At 64.7% G+C, this 20611-nt stretch carries 20 protein-coding genes; 11 read left to right on the top strand and 9 right to left on the bottom strand.

Annotation, left to right across the window (positions count from 1 at the left end; translation table 11 throughout):
* Positions 1-240: 240 nt before the first annotated feature.
* A complete protein-coding gene (locus VGR99_RS33695; RefSeq protein ID WP_326904263.1) occupies positions 241-849 on the bottom strand; it encodes a CinA family protein in 609 nt (202 codons plus the stop codon).
* Positions 850-852: 3 nt separating this feature from the next.
* Positions 853-2049, bottom strand: coding sequence for a bifunctional 2-C-methyl-D-erythritol 4-phosphate cytidylyltransferase/2-C-methyl-D-erythritol 2,4-cyclodiphosphate synthase (locus VGR99_RS33700; protein WP_326904264.1), 1197 nt, complete (start codon positions 2047-2049; stop codon positions 853-855).
* Positions 2050-2328: 279 nt separating this feature from the next.
* Between VGR99_RS33700 and dusB the strand changes: the two genes are divergently transcribed.
* The 3 genes from dusB to ntrC are packed head-to-tail and all read left to right on the top strand — an operon-like array spanning position 2329 to position 5954.
* Positions 2329-3330: a tRNA dihydrouridine synthase DusB gene (dusB, locus tag VGR99_RS33705; protein WP_326904580.1), complete on the top strand. Its 1002-nt coding sequence runs from the start codon at positions 2329-2331 to the stop codon at positions 3328-3330.
* A complete protein-coding gene (locus VGR99_RS33710) occupies positions 3327-4502 on the top strand; it encodes a nitrogen regulation protein NR(II) (RefSeq protein ID WP_326904265.1) in 1176 nt (391 codons plus the stop codon). The genes dusB and VGR99_RS33710 overlap by 4 nt, the downstream gene beginning before the upstream one ends.
* Before the next feature lie 9 nt (positions 4503-4511).
* The gene (gene ntrC, locus VGR99_RS33715; protein WP_326904266.1) at positions 4512-5954 is read left to right on the top strand and encodes a nitrogen regulation protein NR(I); all 1443 of its coding nucleotides are present in this window, start codon (positions 4512-4514) and stop codon (positions 5952-5954) included.
* A 168-nt stretch (positions 5955-6122) separates the two neighbouring features.
* Here ntrC and VGR99_RS33720 read toward each other — a convergent pair whose 3' ends face one another.
* Complete coding sequence (locus VGR99_RS33720; protein WP_326904267.1) at positions 6123-6248, bottom strand: hypothetical protein; 126 nt, start codon at positions 6246-6248, stop codon at positions 6123-6125.
* A gap of 236 nt (positions 6249-6484) precedes the next feature.
* Here VGR99_RS33720 and VGR99_RS33725 point away from each other — a divergent pair, with 236 nt between their 5' ends.
* The 4 genes from VGR99_RS33725 to fabI are packed head-to-tail and all read left to right on the top strand — an operon-like array spanning position 6485 to position 11704.
* Positions 6485-8707 carry a DUF3141 domain-containing protein gene (locus VGR99_RS33725; protein WP_326904268.1) on the top strand — a complete coding sequence of 741 codons (2223 nt, stop codon included), beginning with the start codon at positions 6485-6487 and terminating at the stop codon, positions 8705-8707.
* 29 nt (positions 8708-8736) lie between these two features.
* A complete protein-coding gene (locus VGR99_RS33730; protein ID WP_326904269.1) occupies positions 8737-9699 on the top strand; it encodes a phosphate acetyltransferase in 963 nt (320 codons plus the stop codon).
* 5 nt (positions 9700-9704) lie between these two features.
* Positions 9705-10919, top strand: a complete 1215-nt coding sequence (locus VGR99_RS33735; RefSeq protein ID WP_326904270.1) for an acetate/propionate family kinase — start codon at positions 9705-9707, stop codon at positions 10917-10919.
* The gene (gene fabI, locus VGR99_RS33740; protein WP_326904271.1) at positions 10916-11704 is read left to right on the top strand and encodes an enoyl-ACP reductase FabI; all 789 of its coding nucleotides are present in this window, start codon (positions 10916-10918) and stop codon (positions 11702-11704) included. The genes VGR99_RS33735 and fabI overlap by 4 nt, the downstream gene beginning before the upstream one ends.
* Positions 11705-11841: 137 nt before the next feature.
* Here the strand turns inward: fabI and VGR99_RS33745 are convergent, their stop codons facing one another.
* The 6 genes from VGR99_RS33745 to VGR99_RS33770 form a co-directional block, all read right to left on the bottom strand.
* Positions 11842-12813: a glutathione S-transferase family protein gene (locus VGR99_RS33745; RefSeq protein WP_326904272.1), complete on the bottom strand. Its 972-nt coding sequence runs from the start codon at positions 12811-12813 to the stop codon at positions 11842-11844.
* Between the two features lie 135 nt (positions 12814-12948).
* Positions 12949-13407 (bottom strand): MaoC family dehydratase, encoded by a 459-nt coding sequence (locus VGR99_RS33750; protein ID WP_326904273.1) that lies wholly within the window; start codon positions 13405-13407, stop codon positions 12949-12951.
* 12 nt (positions 13408-13419) lie between these two features.
* The gene (locus tag VGR99_RS33755; protein WP_326904274.1) at positions 13420-14070 is read right to left on the bottom strand and encodes a 3-oxoacid CoA-transferase subunit B; all 651 of its coding nucleotides are present in this window, start codon (positions 14068-14070) and stop codon (positions 13420-13422) included.
* A gap of 3 nt (positions 14071-14073) precedes the next feature.
* Complete coding sequence (locus VGR99_RS33760; RefSeq protein WP_326904275.1) at positions 14074-14721, bottom strand: CoA transferase subunit A; 648 nt, start codon at positions 14719-14721, stop codon at positions 14074-14076.
* A 91-nt stretch (positions 14722-14812) separates the two neighbouring features.
* Positions 14813-15409: a hypothetical protein gene (locus VGR99_RS33765; protein ID WP_326904276.1), complete on the bottom strand. Its 597-nt coding sequence runs from the start codon at positions 15407-15409 to the stop codon at positions 14813-14815.
* Entirely contained in the window at positions 15406-16332 is a 927-nt protein-coding gene (locus tag VGR99_RS33770; protein ID WP_326904277.1) for an alpha/beta hydrolase, read from the bottom strand. The genes VGR99_RS33765 and VGR99_RS33770 overlap by 4 nt, the downstream gene beginning before the upstream one ends.
* A gap of 130 nt (positions 16333-16462) precedes the next feature.
* On the opposite strand from VGR99_RS33770, the gene VGR99_RS33775 reads away from it, so the two are divergent.
* From VGR99_RS33775 to VGR99_RS33790, 4 genes are all read left to right on the top strand, one after another.
* Entirely contained in the window at positions 16463-18970 is a 2508-nt protein-coding gene (locus VGR99_RS33775) for an alpha/beta hydrolase (RefSeq protein WP_326904278.1), read from the top strand.
* A gap of 9 nt (positions 18971-18979) precedes the next feature.
* Positions 18980-19843, top strand: a complete 864-nt coding sequence (locus VGR99_RS33780) for an alpha/beta hydrolase (protein WP_326904279.1) — start codon at positions 18980-18982, stop codon at positions 19841-19843.
* A 27-nt stretch (positions 19844-19870) separates the two neighbouring features.
* Positions 19871-20221: a phasin gene (locus VGR99_RS33785; RefSeq protein ID WP_326904280.1), complete on the top strand. Its 351-nt coding sequence runs from the start codon at positions 19871-19873 to the stop codon at positions 20219-20221.
* 152 nt (positions 20222-20373) lie between these two features.
* Positions 20374-20550 (top strand): hypothetical protein, encoded by a 177-nt coding sequence (locus VGR99_RS33790; protein ID WP_326904281.1) that lies wholly within the window; start codon positions 20374-20376, stop codon positions 20548-20550.
* The last annotated feature ends 61 nt before the right edge of the window (positions 20551-20611 follow it).

Genomic DNA, 20611 nt, shown 5'->3' on the forward strand with positions numbered 1-20611 from the left:
GACATAGTCCTCAACCCGCGCTGGAAGCAGACTGAGTTGCTCTCGGCTCTCGCCGGACTTGAATGTGCGATTCGTCATGAACAGAATCGTACATCAACTCCCCGAAATGCCGAGTTCTTGCTCGGCCTCGACGGGCAACGCAGAGGCTTGTAGCCCGGATGGAGCGAAGCGTAATCCGGGCCCCTGTCTCGGCGGTGACGAACCCCGGATTGCGCTTCGCTCCATCCGGGCTACGGGATTTCAGCCCCGCGGCGACCGCGGAGTCCTGCGCTTCGCCGCATGCCGGCGCGGCGAGCGTGTCACGCGCGGGCGCAGGCGGCTGGCGGCGGCGCGTTGCGGCTTGGCTGCAACCTGCGGGCCGCGGGCGAGGTCCATCAGCATGCGCAGCGCCTCGACCACCGAGCGCTGGCGCACGGCGGTGCGGCCGATCGCGCCGAAACGATGCTCGCGATGGATGATGCGGCCGTCGCGCGCGGCGGCGGCGAAATGGACGAGGCCGACCGGCTTGCCGGGCGTCGCGCCGCCGGGGCCGGCAATGCCGGTGATGGCGACGGCGAGATCGACGTCGGCACGCTCCAGCGCGCCGACCGCCATCGCGGTTGCGGTCTCCTTGCTGACCGCGCCGAAATTGGTGAGCGTGCTCGCCTCGACCCCCAGCATCGCGCGCTTGGCGTCGTTGGAATAGGTGACGAAGCCGCGGTCGATGACATCAGACGAGCCGGGGATGTCGGTGAGCGCGCCGGCGACGAGGCCGCCGGTGCAGGACTCGGCGGTCGCGATCGTCAGCTTGCGCATCCGGCAGAGATCGAGCAGCGAGCGGGAGAGGGCGCGTGCGTCGCTGCCGGCCATGACCTAGATGCTCCAGGTCTTTTCGTTAAATGGCAGGCGGATGGTGGCGCTCGCGGTGGCCGCGATGCCTTCCTCGCGGCCGGTGAAGCCGAGCCGCTCGCTGGTCGTCGCCTTCACGGCGACGCGGGAGATGTCGACGCCGGAGATCTCGGCGATGCGCGCGCGCATGGTGTCGCGCAGGGGACCGATCTTCGGCCGCTCGCAGATCATGGTGACTTCGAGATTGGCGACACGGCCGCCGCGCGCCGTGACGCGCTCGATGGCGTATTTCAGGAACTGGTCGGAGGAGGCGCCCTTCCACTTGGCGTCGCTCGGCGGGAAGTGCGAGCCGATGTCGCCGTCGGCGAGCGCGCCGAGGATGGCGTCGACCAGCGCATGCAGGCCGACGTCGCCGTCGGAGTGCGCCAGGAAGCCTTTCGTGTGGGGAACGCGCACACCGCAGAGCATGAGGTGGTCGCCTTCGCCGAAGGCGTGGACGTCGTAGCCCGTGCCGGTGCGGATGTCGCCGAGCAGGCTGGCCAGGCGCGCTTCCTCGCGCACGAAATCCTCGGGGGTGGTGAGCTTCATATTGGCAACATCGCCTTCAAAGGTTGCAACCGTCAATCCCGCCCATTCGGCAATCGCGGCATCATCGGTGAAATCAGAGCGCCCGTCCTTTGCCGCGCGACGATGCGCTTCGAGGATGACATCGAAACGAAAGGATTGCGGCGTCTGCGCGATTCGCAAACGCGCGCGGTCCGGCGTGTCCTCGACATCGCCGCTCTCGCTCGTGACCTTGATGGTGTCGGTGACGGGGACGACGGGGATCGCAGCACCCGTGCGGCATGCCGCCTCGATCGCGCGCGAGATCACGCCGGCCGAGACGAAGGGCCGGGCGGCGTCGTGGATCAGCACGATGTCGGGCTTATGTTTTGCGAGCGCTTCGAGTCCGGCAAGCACCGAGGCCTGACGGGTGGCACCGCCATGGGTCGGCGCCTCGTGCTTCAGCCCTGCGACCGCTGCCGTGAACATGGCGCTGTCGTCGGGGTTCACCACCGGCTGCACGGCGAACACATCGGGATGCTGGCTGAAGGCTTCCATGGCGCGATGGATCACAGGCACGCCGCCGATCGTCCGATATTGCTTCGGCCCGCCGGCGCCTGCGCGCAGGCCGCGTCCGGCCGCGACGAGAACGACTGCGGTGCGCTGTGATTTCGCCATAGGACTCAAATACTCAGTTGGTGATGAAGAGTCGGGGAGTGGGTGATGACCGGCATGCCTCTAGCACGGCAGCACCGCAAAAAAAGGGGGTTTCCCCGGATTGTGGGAAACAGCAATTTGCTGCACTGCACTTGAAAGATTTGCAGAATTGTCTAAACTGTAGGCATGACGCTTGACTGCACAAGAATTGTGCGCAAGATAGGCCATGGCAGCGCGATGAAGCCCTGCCAACTTAACGAGACCCCTGTGACCGGCTCGGCAGTATCAGGCACTAAGCCGTTGAAAATAGGCGATATTGACGTCGCCACCCCGGTTTTCCTGGCACCGATGTCGGGGGTGACCGACTCGCCCGTCCGCAAGCTCGCCGCCGAGCTGGGGGCCGGCCTCGTCGTGTCCGAGATGACGGCGAGCGACGAGCTCGCCAACGGCCACCGGATGTCGCGGTTGCGCTGCGAAGCGACCGGAATCGGTCCGCATGTGGTCCAGCTCGCCGGCTGCGAGACTCATTGGATGGCCGAAGGCGCCCGGATCGCCGAAGCCGAAGGCGCCGACATCATCGATATCAACATGGGCTGCCCGGCCCGCCACGTCACCGGCGGCCAGTCCGGCTCGGCGCTGATGCGCGACCTCGACCACGCCGTCAGCCTGATCGAGGCGACGATCGCCGCGGTGAAGGTCCCCGTGACGCTGAAGATGCGGCTCGGCTGGGACGACCGCAGCCGCAATGCGCCGGAGCTTGCGCGCCGCGCGGAAGCTGCCGGCATCCAGCTCGTCACCGTGCATGGCCGCACCCGCTGCCAGTTCTACAAGGGCGAGGCCGATTGGGATGCGATCCGCGCGGTGCGCCAAGCCATCTCGCTTCCGCTCGTCGTCAATGGCGACATCACCACTTACGAGAAGGCGCTCGCGGCGCTTCAGGCCTCCGGCGCGGATGCCGTGATGATCGGCCGCGGCGCCAACGGCCAGCCCTGGCTGCCCGGCGAGATCGGCCGCCGCCTCAAGGGCGGGGCCGCTGAAGCCACGCCGTCGCTGGAAACGCAGCTGCATTACGTCCGCACTCTTTATGAGGGCGTCTGCGCGCTCTACGGCCTGCGCGTCGGCCTCAAGCACGCCCGCAAGCATCTCGGCTGGGCGCTCGACGTCGCCGCCGGGGCGAGCGGCGCGTCGGTCGAGAAGCTGAAGGGGTGGCGCCAGAAGATCCTCACCTCGGAGGATCCCACCGCCGTCCACCAGTCACTGCAAGATGCCTTCGACGACTTCGCATGGAGCGCTGCTGCATGAGCTCAGCTGCTGAACATCGTCGGCCGCTTCCGTCCGACAGCGACGCCATCCTGGACGCGCTTCCCAATCCCGTGCTCATGATCGGGCCGGACGGCAAGATCGTCGCCGCCAACATCGCGACCGAAGCCTTCTTCGATATCTCGACGCAGTTCCTGAAGCGCCAGTCGCTGAAGGAGCTGGTGCCGTTCGGCAGCCCGTTGCTGGCGCTGATCGACCAGGTGCGTTCGTCGAACTCGCCGGTCAACGAGTACAAGGTCGATCTCGGCACGCCGCGCATGGGCGGTGACCGCCAGGTCGACCTGCACGTCGCGCCGCTCACCGAGCGGCCCGGCCACATCGTGGTGATGCTTCAGGAGCGCTCCATCGCCGACAAGATGGACCGCCAGCTCACCCATCGCAGCGCTGCGCGCTCGGTGATAGCGCTAGCAGCCATGCTGGCGCACGAGATCAAGAACCCGCTCTCCGGCATCCGTGGGGCGGCGCAGCTTCTGGAGCAGCAGGCTTCGTCCGAGGACCGCATGCTGACGCGGCTGATCTGCGACGAAGCCGACCGCATCGTGACGCTGGTCGACCGCATGGAGGTGTTCGGCGACGAGCGCCCCGTGGTGCGCGGCCCCGTCAACATCCATTCCGTGCTCGACCACGTGAAGCGGCTGGCGCAGTCCGGCTTTGCCCGCAACATCCGCTTCATCGAGGATTACGATCCCTCGCTGCCGCCGGTGCTGGCGAACCAGGACCAGCTCATCCAGGTGTTCCTCAACCTCGTGAAGAATGCCGCCGAAGCGCTGATCGACGTGCCCGACGCCGAGATCCAGCTCACCACCGCGTTCCGCCCCGGCGTGCGCCTGTCAGTCCCCGGTCAAAAATCCCGGGTATCTCTGCCGCTCGAATTCTGCGTGCGAGACAATGGACCAGGCGTGCCGGACGATCTGCTGCCCAACCTGTTCGATCCCTTCGTGACCACCAAGCAGACCGGCTCGGGTCTCGGTTTGGCGCTGGTCGCCAAGATCGTCGGCGATCACGGGGGCATCATCGAATGCGAGTCTCAGCCGCGCAAGACCACCTTCCGCGTGCTGATGCCGATGTATTCCACATCGGTGAAACATGCCGATCACAGCAGTCGCGACGGCTCTGCCGGGAAGTCGTCGTCTGCGTCACAGGGGGCAAAATGAGGATTAACGATGCCCGCAGGTAGCATTCTCGTTGCTGATGACGATACCGCCATCCGCACCGTTCTCAATCAGGCACTGTCCCGCGCCGGCTATGAGGTGAGGCTCACCGGCAACGCCGCAACGCTGTGGCGCTGGGTCAGCCAGGGGGAGGGCGATCTCGTCATCACCGACGTGGTGATGCCCGACGAGAACGCCTTCGACCTGTTGCCGCGGATCAAGAAGATGCGGCCGAACTTGCCGGTCATCGTCATGAGCGCGCAAAACACCTTCATGACGGCGATCCGCGCGTCCGAACGGGGCGCGTACGAATATCTGCCGAAGCCCTTCGACCTGAAGGAACTGATCGCCATCGTCGGCCGCGCGCTGGCCGAGCCCAAGGAGCGGGTCTCGACGCCGGACGAGGACGCCGAGATGGAGGCGATCCCGCTGGTCGGCCGCTCGCCGGCGATGCAGGAAATCTACCGCGTGCTCGCACGCCTGATGCAGACCGACCTCACGGTGATGATCACGGGCGAATCCGGTACCGGCAAGGAGCTGGTGGCGCGCGCGCTGCACGATTACGGCAAGCGCCGCAACGGCCCGTTCGTCGCGGTCAACATGGCGGCGATCCCGCGCGACCTGATCGAGTCCGAATTGTTCGGCCACGAGCGCGGCGCCTTCACCGGTGCCAATACCCGCGCCTCCGGCCGGTTCGAGCAGGCCGAGGGCGGCACGCTGTTCCTGGACGAAATCGGCGACATGCCGATGGAGGCGCAGACCCGATTGCTGCGCGTCCTGCAGCAGGGCGAATACACCACCGTCGGCGGCCGCACCCCGATCAAGACCGACGTACGCATCGTCGCGGCCTCCAACAAGGATCTGCGCGTGCTGATCCAGCAGGGCCTGTTCCGCGAGGACCTGTTCTTCCGCCTCAACGTGGTTCCGCTGCGGCTGCCGCCCTTGCGCGAACGCATCGAGGATCTGCCCGATCTCGTCCGCCACTTCTTCTCGCTGGCTGAAAAGGACGGCCTGCCACCCAAGAAGCTCGATGCGCTGGCGCTGGAGCGGATGAAGCAGCACCGCTGGCCCGGCAACGTGCGCGAGCTCGAGAACCTGGCCCGGCGCCTCGCCGCGCTCTATCCGCAGGACGTGATCACGGCCTCCGTCATCGACGGCGAGCTTGCGCCGCCCACGGTCAGCCCGGGCGCCGCGGTCCAGCAGGGCGTCGACAATCTCGGTGGCGCGGTGGAGGCGTATCTGTCGTCGCACTTCCAGGGCTTCCCGAACGGCGTGCCGCCGCCGGGCCTCTATCACCGCATCCTCAAGGAGATCGAGGTACCGCTGCTCACGGCTGCGCTCGCCGCCACCCGCGGCAACCAGATCCGCGCCGCCGATCTGCTCGGCCTCAACCGCAATACGCTGCGCAAGAAAATCCGGGACCTCGATATCCAGGTCTATCGGAGCGGGGGCTAGTTTTCCCAAACGGACGGTGGCTCAGCTCCCCCTACCAAAGCGGAGCTGAGCCTGTCCGGATCGCGCGAGCCTTGATGGCCGGCGCGATGAGCAAAAGTCCGAATCGGACCGATTTGTTCCGCCATATTTTTTTGATTTTGTTGTTCGGCCGCGGGTGCGGCGTCACGCTTATCGGACCAGGCGGGTTGATGCCGGAATCATGCTGGCGACATTCGTCGCCGGCTCCTGCAGACCAATGCCGTTGACCAGCAGGTCGGCCGCCACGATCAGCAGCAGAACGGATGAGACCATCATTGCAAGAAATATTCTGTCCATCCCCGTTAAGCGGGATAGGGCAGAATCCGTTCCGCAGCGCTTGATCCTGTCGGCCGGCTTTTTTCCGCACAAGGTTCCGGCTCGCGGTTCCTGAAGATCGCGCGATGGTGCGCCATGCACGCCGGCGGCGAACGTGTTGCCGACCGTTGACCTATGTCAACGTAGACGGCCGCCGGCCTCCTTGAATGACCTCGGGCGCGACGACGAGGTCGAAGATGGCGATGGAAAATCTGAAGCTGCCTGAGGGGCCCATGTCGGGGCTGGTCGCCTCGGCCGTGGAATATATGGTCGATGCGGGACAGCGCAGTGTGCTGTTCCTGGACATCATGCGCCAGCGGGGCGATCAGTATCGCGAGCATGTCGCGCAGACGGCGCCGCACGTGCTGCAATATGCTGCCGAATTGATCACGGACGGCCGCCAGCTCGACGAGCCCGTGAATTACGCGCTGGTGCGCATCATCCCGCCCAAGGATGTCGAGATCGAAATGAGCCGGCGGCCCTTCGTCGTGGTCGATCCGCGCGCAGGCCATGGACCCGGCATCGGCGGCTTCAAGGCCGACAGCGAGATCGGTGTCGCCATGAAGGCGGGACATCCCTGCTATTTCATCGGGTTCCTGCCCGAGCCCGTGCCGGGGCAGACGATCGAACGCATTGCGCGCGCGGAAGCGAAATTTCTTGAAACCGTCATCAGCCGTCATCCCGACGCCGACGGCAAGCCCTGCGTGATCGGCAATTGCCAGGCCGGCTGGGCCGTCATGATCCTGGCGTCGCTGCGGCCGGAATTGTTCGGACCGCTGATCATCGCCGGCGCGCCGCTGGCCTATTGGGCGGGCGTGCACGGCCAATATCCGATGCGCTATTCGGGCGGCCTCTTGGGCGGAAGCTGGCTCACGGCGCTCACGAGCGATCTCGGCGCCGGCAAGTTCGACGGCGCCTGGCTGGTGCAGAACTTCGAGAACCAGAACCCGTCGAACACGCTCTGGACCAAGCAGTACAACGTCTATTCCAAGGTCGACACCGAGGCCGAGCGCTATCTCGATTTCGAGCGCTGGTGGGGCGGTCACGTCAATCTCAACGCCGAAGAGATCCAGTTCATCGTCGACGAACTGTTCATCGGCAACAATCTCGCCGCCGGCCGGATCGAGATGTCGGACGGACAGAAGGTCGATCTGCGCAATATCCGCTCGCCGATCGTGGTGTTCTGCTCCAAGGGCGACAACGTCACCCCGCCGCAGCAGGCACTCGACTGGATCCTCGACTGTTATGCCGATGTCGACGAGATCAGGGCCTATGGCCAGACCATCGTCTACACCGTTCACGAGAGCATCGGTCATCTCGGCATCTTCGTCTCCGGCGGCGTCGCCAAGAAGGAGCATGCCGAGTTCTCCAGCAACATCGATCTGATCGACGTGCTGCCGCCCGGGCTTTATGAAGCGACGTTCGAGGCGCGCGGCAACGAGACACTCAACGCCGATCTTGCCGCGGGGCAATGGGTGATGCGCTGCGAGGCGCGAACGCTCGACGACATCCGCGCCATGGGCGGCAATTCGCCCGAGGACGAGCGGCGATTTGCTGCCGCCAAGCGCGTCTCGGAGCTCAATCTCGCGGCCTATCAAAAATTCATGCAGCCCTGGGTCAAGAAGATGGTGACGCCGCAGGTGGCGAACTGGGCGCGCAACATGCATCCGCTGCGGATGCAATATGAGCTGTTCAGCAGCCAGAATCCCTGGATGGCCGGAATCAAATCAGCCGCCGATCGCGTCGAGGACAATCGCAAGCCGGCGTCGAAGGACAATCCGTTCCTGGTCTTCCAGGAGCAGATGTCGAAGCAGATCGTGCATGCGCTCGACAGTTGGCGGGACGCCCAGGAGGCGCTGAGCGAGACCATCTTCCTCAACGTCTACGGCTCGCCGGCGCTCCAGGCTGCGGTCGGCATCGATCCGAATTCGGTGCCGTCGCGGCGGCGGGAGATGTCGGACGAACATCTCGCGATGCTCGAGAAGCGGATCGCGGAACTGAAATCGCATATCGGCGACGGCGGGCTTCGTGAAGCATCGCTCCGTGCACTGCTCTATATCGGCTCCGCACGCGGCATGGTCGACGAGCGCAGCATCGAGGCGCTGCGGCAGGTGCGGCGCGACCATGCCGGCGCCCGGATGACACTGTCCGAGTTCAAGAAGCTGGTGCGCGAGCAATTCTTCATGCTGCTGCTGGATCGGGACGCAGCGCTCGCGGCGATTCCCAACATGCTGCCTGATGACCTCAACCAGAAGCGCGCGGCGTTCGCGGCGATGCGCGAGGTTCTGTCGGCGAGCGAGGACATCACCGGCGAGCGCGCCAACCGTCTGCGGCGCATCGCCCAGTTGTTCGGCCTCGACGGGGAGGGGGAGGCACCTTCGAACGTGGCCCCTTTCGACCCGCAGGCGCGGGCGTCGTAGCGCGGATTGGCGGAAGCAGGAGTGACATCATGTCGACTGAGGCGACGCAAGCGCAATCCGGCAGCAAATATGACCGCCTGATTGCGGCGGCCCGGGCGGCGCCGCCGACGCCCACGGTGGTCGTGCACCCCTGCGACGAGACCTCGTTGCGTGGCGCCATCGACAGTGCGAGCGCAGGCATCATCCGGCCGATCCTGGTCGGGCCGGCGGGCAGGATCAGGGACACCGCCGCGAAATTCGACCTCGACGTCTCCGGCTTCGAGATCGTCGATGCGGCGCACAGCGACGATGCCGCCGCCAAGGGCGTCGAACTCATTCATGCCGCCAGGGGCGAGCTGCTGATGAAGGGCAGCCTGCACACGGATGAATTGATGCGCGCCGTGACGGCGAAGATCGGCGGCCTGCGCACCGACCGCCGCATCAGCCATGTCTTCATCATGGACGTGCCGGCCTATGCCGAGACCATTTTCGTGACCGATGCCGCGATCAACATCTTCCCCGATCTCGACGCCAAGCGCGACATCATCCAGAACGCGATCGATCTCTACAACCAGGGCGGCTTCGGCAAGACGCCCCGCGTCGCGATCCTGTCAGCGGTTGAAACGGTCACCTCGAAGATCCCGTCCACGATCGAGGCGGCCGCCTTGTGCAAGATGGCCGACCGCGGCCAGATCACCGGCGGCGTGCTGGACGGGCCGCTGGCCTTCGACAACGCCATCGATCCCGAGGCGGCACGGATCAAGGGCATCGTGTCCGAGGTCGCCGGCCGCGCCCAGATCCTGATGGTCCCGGACCTCGAATCCGGCAACATGCTGGCGAAGAACCTCGCTTATTTCGCCAAGGCCGACGGCGCCGGCATCGTGCTCGGCGCGCGGGTGCCTGTGGTGCTGACCTCGCGCGCGGACTCGCCGCGTGCACGGATGGCATCCTGCGCGGTCGCGGCGCTCTACGCTCACGCAAGGCGCCAGAAGGCGCCGACAGTCGCCGCGTGACCGCCATGGACACGATCCTCGTCGTCAATGCCGGCTCCTCCAGCGTCAAGTTCCAGGTCTATTCGATCGAGGGCGAGGGCACGTTGCGCCGGCAGATCAAGGGCCAGATGGACGGCATCGGCAGCCGGCCGCGCCTGCGCGCCAGCGGGACAGGCGGCGACTCCCTGGCCGATCGCGCCTATCCGATCGATGCGGTGCCGGACGTTCCGGCGGCGATGGCTGTTGCGGGAGACTGGCTGCGGGACGAGCTGCGCGTGACGCCGATGGCGGTTGGTCACCGGGTCGTGCATGGCGGCCCGGACTATTCGCGGCCGGTGCTGATCGACCATGGCGTCGTGTCGCGCCTCGAACGTTTTGTCTCGCTGGCGCCGCTGCACCAGCCGCACAATCTCGCGCCGATCCGCTCGCTGCTGGCGAACTTCCCCAAGCTGCCGCAGGTGGCGTGCTTCGACACGGCTTTCCACCGCAGCCACGATGCCGTCGCCGACCATTATGCCATTCCGCATCAGCTTCATGCCGAGGGCGTGCGGCGCTACGGATTCCACGGACTGTCCTACGAATACATCGCCCGGACGCTGCCAAGTGTAGCGCCCGAGATCGCCAGGCAGCGCGTGATCGTCGCCCATCTCGGCAGCGGCGCTTCGATGTGCGCGATCAAGGACGGCCGCAGCGTCGAGAGCACGATGGGTTTCACGGCGCTGGACGGCTTGCCGATGGGAACGCGCCCCGGGCAGATCGATCCCGGCGTCGTGCTTTACCTGATCTCCGAGAAGGGGATGCAGCCTGCGAAAGTGCAGGACTTCCTCTACCGCGACTGCGGATTGAAAGGCCTCTCCGGCGTCAGCAACGACATGCGCGAGCTCGAGGCAAGCGACGACCCGCAGGCAAGGCTCGCGATCGACTATTTCGTCTATCGCATCGCCCTCAATACCGGCATGCTGGCTGCGGCCCTGCAGGGGCTGGATGCCTTCGTGTTCACGGCCGGTATCGGCGAGAACTCGGCCTCGATCCGTGCGCGCGTCGCCGCCAAGCTCGAATGGCTCGGTGCCGCGATCGATGCGGGCGAGAACGCCCGCCATGCGCGGCTGATCTCGCACGCCGACAGCCGCGTCCCCGTCTATGTCGTCCCGACCGACGAGGAACTGATGATCGCGCAGCACACGCTGTCGCTGCTGATGAACAGCCCATCGAACAACGCAATATCTGAGAGGGTGTCATGATCCCCGCATTTCCGGACAGCAAGGTCGCTCTCAAGGGCAAGAAGGGCCTGATCGTCGGCATCGCCAACGATCAGTCGATCGCCTGGGGATGTGCGCGGGCGTTCCGCGCGCTCGGCGCCGATCTCGCCGTCACCTATCTCAACGACCGCGCCAAGAAGCATGTCGAGCCGTTGGCGCAGGCGCTGGAGGCGCCGATCTTCATGCCGATGGACGTCATGGTCGAGGGGCAGACCGAAGCGGTGTTCGAGCGCATCGCGGCGGAATGGGGGCAGCTCGATTTCCTGCTTCATTCCATTGCGTTCTCGCCCAAAGAGGCCCTGCATGGCCGTGTCGTCGACGTCGGCCGCGACGGCTTCCTCAAGACCATGGACGTCTCGTGCTGGTCCTTCATGCGGATGGCCCATCTCGCCGAGCCCCTGATGAAGAATGGCGGCACGCTGTTCACCATGACCTATTACGGCAGCCAGATGGTGGTGGAGAATTACAACGTGATGGGCGTGGCGAAGGCCGCGCTCGAAGCCTCGGTTCGATACATCGCGGCGGAACTCGGCCCGAAGGGCATCCGCGTCCACGCGATCTCGCCGGGTCCGCTGGCGACCCGCGCCGCCTCGGGCATTCCGGAGTTCGACGAGCTCATGGACAAGGCGCAATCCAAGGCGCCGTCACGCCGCCTCGTCAGCATCGACGATGTCGGCAACGCCACGGCGTTCCTGGCGCTTGACGGCGCCAAGCTGATCACGGGCGGCGTACTGTATATCGATGGCGGCTATCACATCATCGACTAGGCCGTGAACCCGAAAATCGGCCGGGCTGACGACTTGCCCGAGTCCGCTATACGCTGATGGCGACCAAACCTTGCAGCGCAGCTAAACGACACGAGGGAGCCGCACCTGTCCTATCTGTCTCCTCTGTTGCGAGCAAACTAGCCGCGCCCGTGTGCAAGGGCGAGATTGATCGCCGGCCCCGCAGCGATGATGCCTGTTGGATTGATCGTGCGGTGACTCTGGTAATAGTGCCCCTTGATGTGCTGCATGTTAACTGTGTCGGCGACACCAGGCACCTGATAGAGATCGCGCAGGTAGCCGGAAAGGTTCGGATAATCGGCGATACGTCGCAGGTTGCACTTGAAGTGGCCCACATAGACCGGATCGAACCGCAGCAGTGTCGTGAACAGGCGCCAGTCCGCCTCGGTAAGGCGCTGCCCCGCCAAATATCGATGGCTGCCTAGATGTGCTTCGAGCACGTCCAATGTCGCGAACAACTCGTTGAAGGCTGCTTCGTAGGCGTCCTGGCTCGTCGCGAAGCCCGCTCTGTAGACGCCGTTGTTGACTGTGTCGTAGATGCGCGCGTTCCAGGCCTCGATCTCTGGCCTAAGATCCTGCGGATAGTAATCGCCGGGCGCGGCGCCGCATTCGTCGAAGGCCGAGTTGAACATGCGGATGATCTCGGACGACTCGTTGTTCACGATCGTGTCTGTCGACTTGTCCCAGAGCACTGGGACGGTGACGCGGCCCGTATAGTTGGGCTGCGCCCGTGTATAGAGCTCGTGGAGGAAGCGCGCACCGTGGATGGGGTCTGGTACAACCCCGGGCCCGTCGGCAAAGGTCCAGCCGTTTTCGGCCATCAGCCAGTGTACGACCGAGACGCTGATCATGTGTTCGAGGCGCTTGAGCTTGCGGAAGATCAGCGTCCGATGCGCCCAGGGACAGGCGAACGAAACATAGAGATGGTATCGCCCCGGCTCCGCCTTGCAACCTTCCGCTCCAGTCGGGCCCGGGGCTCCGTCTGCCGTGACCCAGTTTCTGAAAGCGGAGGCTTGGCGCACGAAGTGTCCGCCCATGCCCCTGGTATCGTACCACTGGTCTGCCCAGATGCCATCGACAAGCAATCCCAACGAGGCTCTCCAGGGCTGACCACATCGCGTTACGTTCCGCTCGCGTTCAACTCCCTGGGCATCCTTGCGTCAAGGGAATATTCGCCACCGGCGGTGCTGATGATCGTTAGCTCCGCCCAGATGCAGCCGCGCTTTTCAGCGATAGTGCAGGGCGATCAGCTCGGCGACGCAGGCGGGCTTCTTGCCGCCCTCGATCTCGATCACGAGGTGATAGTTGACGCGCAGGCCGTCCGGCGGCACGTCCTCGGCTTCGGCAACGCTGACGCGTCCACGCAGCTTCGAGCCTGCCGGCACCGGTGCGAGATACCGGATACGATCGGCGCCGTAGTTCAGCGTGTTGCGCAGGCCCTTCAGGCCGATCACGGAGCGGATGAAGAGCGGGGCGAGCGCCAGCGAGAGCAGGCCATGGGCGATGGTCTTGCCGCCGGGCATCTCCTTGGCCGCGCGTTCCTGATCGACATGGATCCATTGCTCGTCGCAGGTCGCTTCCGCGAACTGGTTGATGCGGTCCTGTGACACCTCGACCCAATCGCTGACACCGATCTCGGTGCCGACGGCCGATTTGATCTCGTTGAAATTGCCAAAGATCCGCATGAAGCGTCCTCGTCAGAGTTTCATTTCCGGCACGGAGTCCGGGATCGCCAGTTCGGCCTCGGTCACCGCCAGGACTTCCCCGACGGAGATGCCGGGCGCGGTTTCCAGCAATGTTGCCTCGCCGTCGGGAAAGCCGATCACGGCCATGTCGGTCACGACCAGATTCACCGGCCGTGCCGAAGTCAGCGGCAGCGTGCATTTGGCGACGATCTTGGATTTGCCCTTGGCCGCGTGCTGCATGGCGACGATGACGCGCTTGGCGCCGCTGACGAGATCCATCGCGCCGCCCATGCCGGGCACCATCTTGCCGGGGATCATCCAGTTGGCGAGCAGGCCATGCGCATCGACCTGGAGGCCGCCGAGGACAGTGACATCGACATGTCCGCCGCGGATCAGCCCGAACGACATCGCGCTGTCGAAGGTGGCTGCCCCCGGAAGCGCACTGATCGGGCGGCCGCCGGCGTCGGTGAGCGTCGGGTGCGCCAAGCCCTGCTCGGGGATCGGCCCCGTCCCGATCAATCCGTTCTCCGACTGAAAGAAGACTTTCAGCTCGGACGGCACGTAGTTGGCGACCAGCGTCGGAATCCCGATGCCGAGATTGACGAGATTGCCGCTTTTCAGCTCCTTGGCGACGCGCCGGGCGATGATGATCTGCGGGTCCATGTGTCACCCGTTCGTAATGAGATAGTCGACCAGCGGCGCCGGCGTCACGACGTGGTCGGGCGCGATGACCCCGACCGGGACGATGTTCTCGGCGGTGACGATGACGGTGTCGGCGGCCATCGCCATGACCGGATTGAAATTGCGCGATGTCAGCGCGTAGGCGAGATTGCCGAGATAGTCGGCGAGAAAGGCGTGGACCAGGGCGAATTGCGCACGCAGCGCGGTCTCGAGCAGGAACGGCTTGCCGTCGACCTCGATCTGCTGCTTGCCTTCCGCAACCAGCGTGCCGACGCCGGTCGGCGTCAGGACGCCGCCGAGGCCGCATCCTCCCGCGCGTATGCGCTCGACGAAGGTGCCCTGGGGAATGAGATCGACCGCGATCTGGTTCGCCAGCATCTGCTGCTGCGCCTTCGGATTGAGACCGATATGAGTCGCGGTCAGGCGGGAGACCAGCGCCGCATCGAACAGCTTGCCGACGCCTTTGCCTGGCGTTGCCGCATCATTGCAGATCAGGGTCAGGCCACTCTTGTGCTGCCGGACGACTTCGTCGAGCAGACGTTCGGGCGTGCCGACGCCCATGAAGCCTCCGACCATGACGCTTGCGCCGGCCGGGATCATCGCAACAGCTTCTTCGACGGAAACAGCCTTCATCGATGGAACTCCGGTCGGCGGGAGCGGGCGTTGGTCGGCGAATGTTCGCGGACGGCAGATGTCCACCCTTGATCTGCGTCAAGGCTCCGCATCATTCGCTGATAACGATGCCGATACTCGCCAGCATCTCATGCCAGAGCCTGCGCACCTCGTTGTGCCGCATCTCGAGCGCAGCGCTGACGGCCTCGCGGTAGGGCACAAGGTCTGGCCCTTTCAGGAACAGGATTTGCGCCTGGAGCAGCCGGCCGCTCTCGAACTCGATGCGGCGCAATGCCATGACGAAAGGATCGGTGGCGCTGGCCTCGACCGGCAGAAGGGCCGCAGGGCGAATGGCGGCGTGAACGGCATGGGCGAATGTCGCAAGATTCACCGCCGGCGCGAGGGTATGGCCGGCCAACGCAGCATTCGTTACGGGAAGCCAGCTCGTCTCCCAGGAAGCCGCCATGTAGCCCAGGGCGACGTCCGGGACCCAGGCGGTCGCGCGCTGGAGCAGCGAGACGATCTCGGACTCGCGATAAAACTGTGCGTTCAACTCGGTCTGCCAGGCGGCTTCGATCCGTAGCGGCAGGGCCATTCCGTACTGGCGCGCCAGCGCAGCATGCGCCGAGATCAGGAAGGCTGCGACGCGGGTCTGCTGGCGCGGCGGCACGCGCCCTTCGGCATCGAGCGGCCCGAGGAAATCGCTCATGATGGCGGCCTCTGCACCGGGATGGCGCGCAGATGGTCGTAGCCGGCCGGAAACGGCGTGATCGCACCGCCGGGCTCGTCGGGCGCGACCAGCACCGCCTTGTTGCCCTGCCAGCGCCCGGCAAGGACGTCCTCGGCAAAGCGCGCGAGCAGGTCCGCGGTGAGCGCGCCCTTTTCGAGGGTGAAGGCGTGATAGGCCTCGGGAATGATCACCAGCGCGCTGTCGGGAATCTCGACACGCAAGGTTTCATGCAGAGCGCGGGGCGTCAGGAAGTCGAACTCGCCATTGAGGATCATCGTGGGGACCGCAATCGACGAGAGCTGCGCGGTGATCGGCTTGAAGTCGAGAAACGACTCCATCAGGTTCTGCAGGGCGTAGACGTCGTTGACGAGCCAGCCCTGCCGCTTCACCCCGTCGAGCTTGTCCAGCAGCGGCTTCAGCCATTGATCGGACAGGTTCATCGGCAGCAGCAGGTCCTGGAGATAGCCGGTGCCACCGAGGATGAGGCCGGTGCGCAGGGCGTTGCCGATCAGGAGCAGTTGCGGCGTAAGCTCGGCAAAGCAACTCATGGGCACCAGGCCCGACAGGCGCTCGCCATGCTCGATGGCATAGCGCAGCGCGATCAGGCCGCCGAAGCTGATGCCGCTGAGGAAGACCGGGCCGTCGCCGAGCGTGCCGATCAGCCGGTGAAGCACGGCGACATGATCATCCTGATTGATGAAGAGGGCCGGCTTGTCGGAGACGCCCTGGCCGAGCAGGTCGAAGGTCGCGACGCGGAACTGACGGGCGAGGAGGGCGTCGCGGTAGGCCGTCCACAGCTCGGCATACTGCGTCAGGCCGTTCACCAGCACATAGGCGGGGGCGTCCGCCGGTCCGTCCAGCTCATAGCGGACGCGGTACGAGCCGTGACTGAGGAAGGGCATTGCGACAACCGGCTGCAGTTGCGATGGCGCGATCCTTAACGCGAGCAGGCGCATTCCATTGAGTTAGATCAAAGCCTGCCCGGTTGCGCTGCCTAGCGTCGCATGAAAATTTGCCAGGGAGGGCCTTGTCATGGTCGGGAGAGAATTCGCGAAGCGTTGCTTCGTCAGCCTCATCCTGCTGCTCGTCGGGACGGCGCTGGCCGTCGCACAGCCGTTCACGCGACGCTCATCGCAGATGCAGCATGACGGTTTGAAGAAGAGCTACGAGATCGCGAATTTCCGGCTGGGCGGCAAGTATGACCTGTCCGATCCCTCCAAATGGGAGTTTGGCGGCGAGGGCGGCGTCACGCTGGAATCGCTCGGCGCGGGCAAGCTGCGCACTGGCTACATCGCGATCGGCAATGCGCGACGCAATGCCGCTGGCGAGATCACCAATGCCGTCGTGATCAATTCCTATTATTCCGGCGACTCCACCGACATGTACGAGCAGTGGGTCAAGGGGGCACCGCTCTCGGGTGGCGTACCGATCATCGGCCCAGGCCGGCCGATCGACACCGATCGCTATTACGTGATCATGGTCGATCCGCTCGGGACCTGGGGCGCGAGCAAGCCGTCGGACGGCCTCGGCATCAAGTTTCCCCAATACAGCTATTACGACATGGTGCAGGCGAATTACCGTCTGCTGCGCGACGAGCTGAAGGTCGCGCGCGTTGCGCTCGTGAGCGGCGTCTCCATGGGCGGCACCCAGACCTATGTCTGGGGCGTGATGCATCCGGAATACATCAACGCCTTGATGCCGATCGGCGGCACCACGCAGTCGGACGGCGAGGATCCGGTCGGCAACTGGACCTTCCAGATGATGACGGCCGCGATCGAGGGCGATCCGGTCTGGCAGGAGACCAAGGGCGATTACTACAAGCTGCCGAAGGAAAAGCATCCGATGCCCGGCGTGGCATTCGGCTGGTCGATCCTCGGTATGACCGGTTACGACTTTGCCTTCCGCACCACCCAGAACTGGGGCGCAGTGCAGCCTGAAATCTTCTACTGGGATCCGCCGAACGAGAAGGCCGGCCTGAACGTCACCAACCGTGCCAAGCTCTACGACGCGGTCGACCTGGTCTGGCGCAACCGGGTCGGCGAGACCCACAACATCAATCCCTATCTCGGCCGCATCCGGGCGCGCACGCTGGTGATGCACATCACCAACGATCTCTGGCTGAACTTCAAGCTGGCCCAGCAGGCCGTCGATCGCGTGCCCGGCGCCGACCTGATCGCACAGGAGAGCCCGGTCGCCCATTACGGCGTGTTCCCGATCATCAACCAGCGCAAGAACGACCCGAAATTCGTCACCTTCATGGACGACGTGGCGGCGCTGGATCGCGCCAACAAATTCGTCGACAAGAATTTTCGTGTTCCCGGCGTTGCCGAGAAGATCGATCCGCAAAAATCCTTCTGGAAGGATTTCGTGACCTATCCCTATCCGGTCAAGTTCGCCAACGCCAAGGACAAGAGCGGTAACGCCTGGCAGATCGGCTACATGGATGAATACAACGGCACCGACAGGGATCCGAAGGTGCTCGTCATCATCCACGGCAAGGGCGCGTTCGGCGGGCACTACGGCAACATCATGCAGCATGCCTTGCGCAGCGGCCTGCGCGTGATCGTGCCGGACCTGCCGCATTACGGCATGTCGGGGCCGGGCAATCTCGACAAGAGCCCGGCGCGCACGATGCAGGACATGCGTGAAGTCATCTACGACCTCGTGGTCAACCAGCTCGGCGTCAAGAAGGCCTATTATCTCGGCCATTCGCTCGGCGGCCAGTTCGTGGTGGGCTACGCCCTGACCTGGCCGGATGCGGTGCAAGCGCTCGCGCTGGAAGCGCCGTCCGGCCTCGAGGAATATCCGCGCGAGATCACCATCGCCAAGGACAAGAAGGCACCGCTGTTCGCCGACGGTCAGGGCCGCGACTTCGACAAGTGGAAGTCGATCTGGGACCAGACCGGCATTCTCGCGGCGGAGAAGGCGCGCGACGAACAGAGCGTCCGCGATTTCTTCTACTTCAAGAAGCGCGATCCCAACACCGGAGTGGTGTCGGCGGCCAAGAGCGGCTATTTTTTCAGTGACAGCGAATATGCCCGCTTTCACACCGAGCAGCGCGTTGGTCTCATCAAGGGCAACCCGAAGGAGCTCGAGCAGTGGTGCAACGTCTTCATCTTCGACATCTACACGATCGGAGCGGAACTGCAGCAGGATGATCCGAAGAACCTCTATGAGCGGGTCACCCAGATCAAGGCGCCGATCTTCCTCGCCTTCGGCGACAAGGAGCCGTTCATCCCGACGCCCGCCTTCAACGGGCTCACCGACCTCGGCCGCGACGTCATCACGCCGTTCATGACGCGCATGACCAATGCCGGCAACCGGCCGATGCTCAAGATCTATACCGAGACCGGTCACTTCATCCACACTGACAATCCGGTCGAGTACGCCAACGATGTCGTGGACTTCGTGATCAAGGGAACGGTCGACACGTCGTCGCCGCTCGGCACCGATCGCATGATCAAGGGCGCGGTCGTCTCGGCCTTGCCGGTGGCGCCGACGCCGCCCGGTGCGGCGCCGACCGCAGGCCTGAACAAATAGGATGGTTTGATGCCGCGGGTGCAGGCGGGTGAAGTCCAGCTCGGCTGGCGGGAGTGGGGACGAGGCGACGTCACGGTCGTCTTCATCCACGGCAATCTCGCCAGCAAGGACTGGATCGAGCTCGCCGCACCGCTGTTTCCCTCCGACCTGCGCGTGATCGGGATAGACTGGCGCGGCTGCGGCGACAGCGACCGCCCCAAACCCGCACCCGACTATTCCAACTATTCCATGACGCAGCATGCGGAGGACATGCTGGCGGCGCTCGATACGCTCGATATCAGGTACTGCCACCTTGCCACCCATTCGACCGGCGGCATCATCGCGGCGCGCATGCTGTTGATGCAGCCTGAGCGGTTCGGACGCGTGTTTTCGCTCGATCCGGTGACGCCGCTCGGAATGACCTTCAATGCCGACCAGATCGGCCTGTTCAGGGCGATGATGGCGAGCAAGGAGCTGACGCGCTCGGTGATGGCCACCGCCGCCACCTCGCTGTTTATCCCCGAGAGCATGGCGCCGAACATGATCCCGCGCTTTCGCGAGGGCCTTGGAGACATCCAGGCGCTGTTCGACCGCATCATCGAGCAGACCTTTGGCGTCTCGGAAGGCATCTGGATCGGAACGCCGGTCAATCTCACGCGGGAACGGGAGAGCAGGGAACTCGAACGCCGCATGCCGGAGCTACACCACCCGCATCTGGTGCTGTGGGGCGAATGGGACGGCTGGATTGCGCCGGCCGACCTTCGCACGATGGCGGACGCGATGCCGGATTGCCGCCTCGTGGTCGTGCCCAAGGTCGGGCACTCCATGAATCTCGAAATTCCTGCACTCTACGCCGGCTATTTCGGCGCCTGGTTCGGAGGACTTGCCGCTTAACCACCAACTCCTGAAAGGGGAGATATCATGCCAGAGATCAATCCGTCCGCTGAGAACATCCGCACGATGCTAGCCGAGGCGCTGGGGCGCCTGCGTAAGGCCAATGCAGATTATTTCGAGCTGCTGGAGAAGGGGCTCGGATCATCACCTTTGCCGATCGCGAGCCAGGCCAAGGAGTTCACCAGCTTCATGCAGCGCAACGTCAGCGCGACCTTCGATCTCGGCGACAAGCTGATCCACGCCAAGGACGTGCAGGACGCGCTGAAGCTTCAGGGCGAGTTTTTCCAGGACCAGATGCGGGCCCTGACCGATCAGGCCAGGACCGTGGGCGAGTCCGCCATGAAGGCGGCTGGCGGCATGTTCAGCCCGAAGAGCTGACACGGCCGGCGCCCATTACGGCAGCGGGTACTACAACAGGCCTGCTACTACGACACCTATGGGAACTACATCTGTCCGCAGAACGATCCCTATTATGACCGGTACTGACGGACGCGGCGACGCCGGAACCGGTCTGGCGAGAGAGGCGCGATATGGCTGAGACCAACAAGCTCTCCGTGGAGAAGGCGCTCGACAAGCTGCGCCGCGAGGAGCGGCCGGCAACGGCGAGCGAGCAGCGGGATGAAAAAGCCGAGGAACTCAAGCGCGAGATCAAGCGCATGCGCGGGCAGAGATCGCGCCTCGATCCGCCATCCCGCGGCAGCGGCTGAGCGCCATCGGGCCCGATCGGCTGATGGGTGACCGCCCTCGCGGGCGGAGCGAAGGCCATTG

The organism is Bradyrhizobium sp. (genome assembly GCF_035935975.1).
Taxonomy (GTDB): Bacteria; Pseudomonadota; Alphaproteobacteria; order Rhizobiales; family Xanthobacteraceae; genus Bradyrhizobium.

Bases quoted from the DNA above. Each gene is read 5' to 3' on its own strand.
- VGR99_RS33785 (WP_326904280.1), top strand. From the start codon at position 19,871: ATGCCAGAGATCAATCCGTCCGCTGAGAACATCCGCACGATGCTAGCC.
- VGR99_RS33700 (WP_326904264.1), bottom strand. From the start codon at position 2,049: ATGGCGAAATCACAGCGCACCGCAGTCGTTCTCGTCGCGGCCGGACGC.
- VGR99_RS33750 (WP_326904273.1), bottom strand. From the start codon at position 13,407: ATGCGGATCTTTGGCAATTTCAACGAGATCAAATCGGCCGTCGGCACC.
- fabI (WP_326904271.1), top strand. From the start codon at position 10,916: ATGATCCCCGCATTTCCGGACAGCAAGGTCGCTCTCAAGGGCAAGAAG.
- VGR99_RS33695 (WP_326904263.1), bottom strand. From the start codon at position 849: ATGGCCGGCAGCGACGCACGCGCCCTCTCCCGCTCGCTGCTCGATCTC.
- VGR99_RS33735 (WP_326904270.1), top strand. From the start codon at position 9,705: ATGGACACGATCCTCGTCGTCAATGCCGGCTCCTCCAGCGTCAAGTTC.
- VGR99_RS33710 (WP_326904265.1), top strand. From the start codon at position 3,327: ATGAGCTCAGCTGCTGAACATCGTCGGCCGCTTCCGTCCGACAGCGAC.
- VGR99_RS33755 (WP_326904274.1), bottom strand. From the start codon at position 14,070: ATGGACCCGCAGATCATCATCGCCCGGCGCGTCGCCAAGGAGCTGAAA.
- ntrC (WP_326904266.1), top strand. From the start codon at position 4,512: ATGCCCGCAGGTAGCATTCTCGTTGCTGATGACGATACCGCCATCCGC.
- VGR99_RS33720 (WP_326904267.1), bottom strand. From the start codon at position 6,248: ATGATGGTCTCATCCGTTCTGCTGCTGATCGTGGCGGCCGACCTGCTG.
- VGR99_RS33765 (WP_326904276.1), bottom strand. From the start codon at position 15,409: ATGAGCGATTTCCTCGGGCCGCTCGATGCCGAAGGGCGCGTGCCGCCG.
- VGR99_RS33790 (WP_326904281.1), top strand. From the start codon at position 20,374: ATGGCTGAGACCAACAAGCTCTCCGTGGAGAAGGCGCTCGACAAGCTG.
- VGR99_RS33775 (WP_326904278.1), top strand. From the start codon at position 16,463: ATGGTCGGGAGAGAATTCGCGAAGCGTTGCTTCGTCAGCCTCATCCTG.
- VGR99_RS33780 (WP_326904279.1), top strand. From the start codon at position 18,980: ATGCCGCGGGTGCAGGCGGGTGAAGTCCAGCTCGGCTGGCGGGAGTGG.
- VGR99_RS33725 (WP_326904268.1), top strand. From the start codon at position 6,485: ATGGCGATGGAAAATCTGAAGCTGCCTGAGGGGCCCATGTCGGGGCTG.
- VGR99_RS33770 (WP_326904277.1), bottom strand. From the start codon at position 16,332: ATGCCCTTCCTCAGTCACGGCTCGTACCGCGTCCGCTATGAGCTGGAC.
- VGR99_RS33730 (WP_326904269.1), top strand. From the start codon at position 8,737: ATGTCGACTGAGGCGACGCAAGCGCAATCCGGCAGCAAATATGACCGC.
- VGR99_RS33760 (WP_326904275.1), bottom strand. From the start codon at position 14,721: ATGAAGGCTGTTTCCGTCGAAGAAGCTGTTGCGATGATCCCGGCCGGC.